The organism is Bacteroides sp. ET489 (assembly GCF_030518095.1).
In the GTDB taxonomy this organism is placed as follows: Bacteria; Bacteroidota; Bacteroidia; order Bacteroidales; family Bacteroidaceae; genus Bacteroides; species Bacteroides ndongoniae.
Genome location: NZ_JAULLJ010000089.1, coordinates 1 through 2,985 on the forward strand (window position 1 = coordinate 1; position 2,985 = coordinate 2,985).

Annotated in this window: 2 protein-coding genes; both read right to left on the reverse strand. The window is 44.3% G+C overall.

Annotated elements, in window-relative coordinates; genetic code table 11:
• Positions 1 to 167: 167 nt before the first annotated feature.
• On the reverse strand, positions 168 to 1,571 hold the full coding sequence (locus Q3C19_RS18025) for a mobilization protein (RefSeq protein ID WP_302731209.1): 1,404 nt from the start codon (positions 1,569 to 1,571) through the stop codon (positions 168 to 170).
• 224 nt (positions 1,572 to 1,795) lie between these two features.
• Positions 1,796 to 2,755, reverse strand: a complete 960-nt coding sequence (locus Q3C19_RS18030; RefSeq protein ID WP_302731211.1) for a toprim domain-containing protein — start codon at positions 2,753 to 2,755, stop codon at positions 1,796 to 1,798.
• Between the last annotated feature and the right edge of the window lie 230 nt (positions 2,756 to 2,985).

Below are 2,985 nucleotides of genomic sequence, written 5' to 3' on the forward strand. Positions count from 1 at the left end.
ATTTATCGGTAAAAATTTACCGAAGTATTGTTAAAAATAAGTAACTATAAGTTTAGTGAATATAGTAATTTGTTACATTATATATTACAAAATATTGTTATTCATAACCTCAAACAAATACGGCAACAAAAATACTACTTTTTCATATGATACAATATAAGCAACTATTAAAACTTCAATCCTCTGCTTTTTCTTGCCTCTTCATCGGATTGTCGCAAACCTCGTCTTAACTTTTCCCATTGTTCCTTGAACCATTCGCTTATTGGCTGCCTGTTTATTGTCAGCACCAATTTATTATCATCAATTGAACTTTTCTCAACTCTGAAAATATTGTTTTTGATGTCAAACCTCCGCCTGTGTTCATCAGAATAAATTTTGCCACTACATTGTATGGCTTCTTTCTTTGTCAAAAGTCTGTCAATCATATCTTTAGTAAATCCGATGGCAGCGCACAATTTTTCCATTCTCAGCATCTCTTTAAGCATCGGAAACCATCTGTGTGCCTTTTCAAGCAAGGTGTTCAGCCGAGAAATTTCCATGTCTTTGGCTTCAAGCTCTTGATTGTGTATTCCTTGAAGATTGCGTATCTGTTTGCCGTACTGTTCCTGCATTTGTTGCATCTTGGCTTTTAATTCATCAATGCCTTTATCACGCTTGGCAACTTCCTGGCGCAATTTTTCATTGGCTTGTTCCAAATCTTTCAACTTTCCACTGCCGAAAAGAGAACCAACACCGCTTGCTATGGCTGTGGCTGCATTGGTGGCTGTTTTCTTTAGCTTGTCGGTGCGTATTTCTGATTTCACCTGTTTCAGTTCCTGTTCAGCAAGACCTAACTGTTCTTCTTTGTGCCGTTTTGCAGCATCCATGCGTTGCAGTTCGGCTTTCTGCTTCTCAATGATGAAATCGTTACGCTCCAGATGCTCCTTGCCAGTAACAGCCTTTGACTGCCCACGCTCCATCAGGAGAATATCGGATGCCAAACTTTGCATTTCTGTCATATCTTCGTCATTGAGCTTTCGGCTCTTGCCTGTATCGTGGTTCATCCAGTCGAAAACGATATGGGCATGATAATTCGGCTTGAACCACTTTTCACCGACTTGGAAACTCTCCCTATCCCCGGTTTCGGGCTGTCCACTAAGCCAGTGTCCCTCGTCCTTATGCAGGAAGATTTGCAGTGGTGTGATACCCCAACGTTTTTGACACTCTTCACCGAATTTACACACGTCTGCCAATGTCGTTTCTGGTCTGATGAGCAATACTCCCTCACGGATTGGTGAGCATCCAGCCACTTTTATAATTTTTCCGTTCTTTCCCTTGCGCTCACGTTCCTTTTCCTGCATCGCTCGTCCGGTCTTTTCCTTGACCATCCGTTTGATATTTTCATAGTGCGCCTGTAGGTCAGGACTGCCGAAGTCCGGGTTTATCCACTGCTCATTATTAGAAGTCAATTCGGGTACGATGTATATTTGAGACTTGCCGATATTGCGCATATACTCTGCTGTTCTTCTGTTATGTGCCCCGCTTGATGTAACTTTGCAGGGCTTGATATGTATGCTTGACTTTGTTGCCATATTCTTAAAATTTGATTTGGATTATTGGTGAAATCTTCTGTTGTCCGCTCATAACCGCACAGGGTTCTTAGGGGTGTAACCCATAAGCGGAGATTGCAAAGAGAGGGTCACTCTTTGCTCGGGGTTCTCAGGGGAGAAACGCCCTGAGTGGGTTATTAGGGCAAAGCCCTAATCCCCTCGGGAGAGCCCACAACTACGTAAGCGAAGCGTGTAGTTATAGTGGGCTATAACCGGAAGCCTTTCGGTTTCTTGGGTAACGCATCATTCCTCTTTTTGACGAATTGCATTTGCTCTTTTCTATCCGCCATGCGTTTCTGCAAATACTCGTTCAGGTCTTTGCATCCTCTGTAGATTTGTGAAGCGTCCCGTATATGCTGGGTGCTGTCGTATTCCTTGCGGATTTGCTGAAGGACTTCCATTCCTGCACGGTCATTGTCAAAAAAACAGTGGATTCGCTCATAGCTTCCCAATGGATAAAGTGCTTTGGAAACATTGGCAACAGAGTTCAGAACCATGTAATCCTGCCTGTCGAATTCAGGGTATTGCGGACAGCTTTCGAGCCGTAGGGTCAGAAATGAGAGGTAGTCCATAAATCCCTCGAAAACGAAACACGTGACCTTTGGCTCTCCCGACTGTCTGATGTGGGATATTTCCTTCGGTGCGATACAGCCCTTGAAATATCGGTTGCGGATTTCATAGCCGCCCGACATGTTGGGAAACGCAATGGCGAAGTACCGTTTGCCGTTGTGCGTAAACCGCGCTTCCTTACATTCTTTTTTCGCCAGTGCCGGATTTATCCCCCTTTCCTGCAAGTAAGCGAGCAAGGCAGGAGAAGAAAGCGGCACGATTTCCAACTGTTGGAAACTCGGCTCTGTAAATGACTGCTTGCGAAAAGAGAAAGAAACGGGGTGCACGTGCGGTGCTTGTTCCTCTATGCGTTTCAAAAGGTACGGCACGCTGTCCGTTGCATAGAGGTGCGAAGCCAGCGCAATGATGTTGCCGCCCTTGCCGAGCGCAAAATCATACCATTGGTTCCGCTCGGTGTTCACCTTGAACGAGGCTTCGGTTTCTTCCCTGAACGGTGATTTGTACCAAAGATTGATGCCCTGCCGCTTCACCGGGCTATATCCCAAGCTGTGAAGGTATTCTTCCAGCCTGATTTGTTTTGCTGTCTGTATGTCCATAAATGATTGTCTTTATCGGTTATTGTTTGTTTTTCTTTTCGCCAGTATCTGTTTATAGGTTACTGGCTGTATAACCACTTCACTTTATTGTCGTATATATAGGATACGGCTTAAAGTGAAGCGGTTTGATGCGCTCCTGCAACCACTTCGCTTTATCCTAATATATAGACCCGGAGAATAAAGTGAAGTGATTGCAGGAAGCGTGTCAATAGTGGAAATCCGGTTCGTAT

Bases quoted from the DNA above. Each gene is read 5' to 3' on its own strand.
- Q3C19_RS18030 (WP_302731211.1), bottom strand. From the start codon at position 2,755: ATGGACATACAGACAGCAAAACAAATCAGGCTGGAAGAATACCTTCAC.
- Q3C19_RS18025 (WP_302731209.1), bottom strand. From the start codon at position 1,571: ATGGCAACAAAGTCAAGCATACATATCAAGCCCTGCAAAGTTACATCA.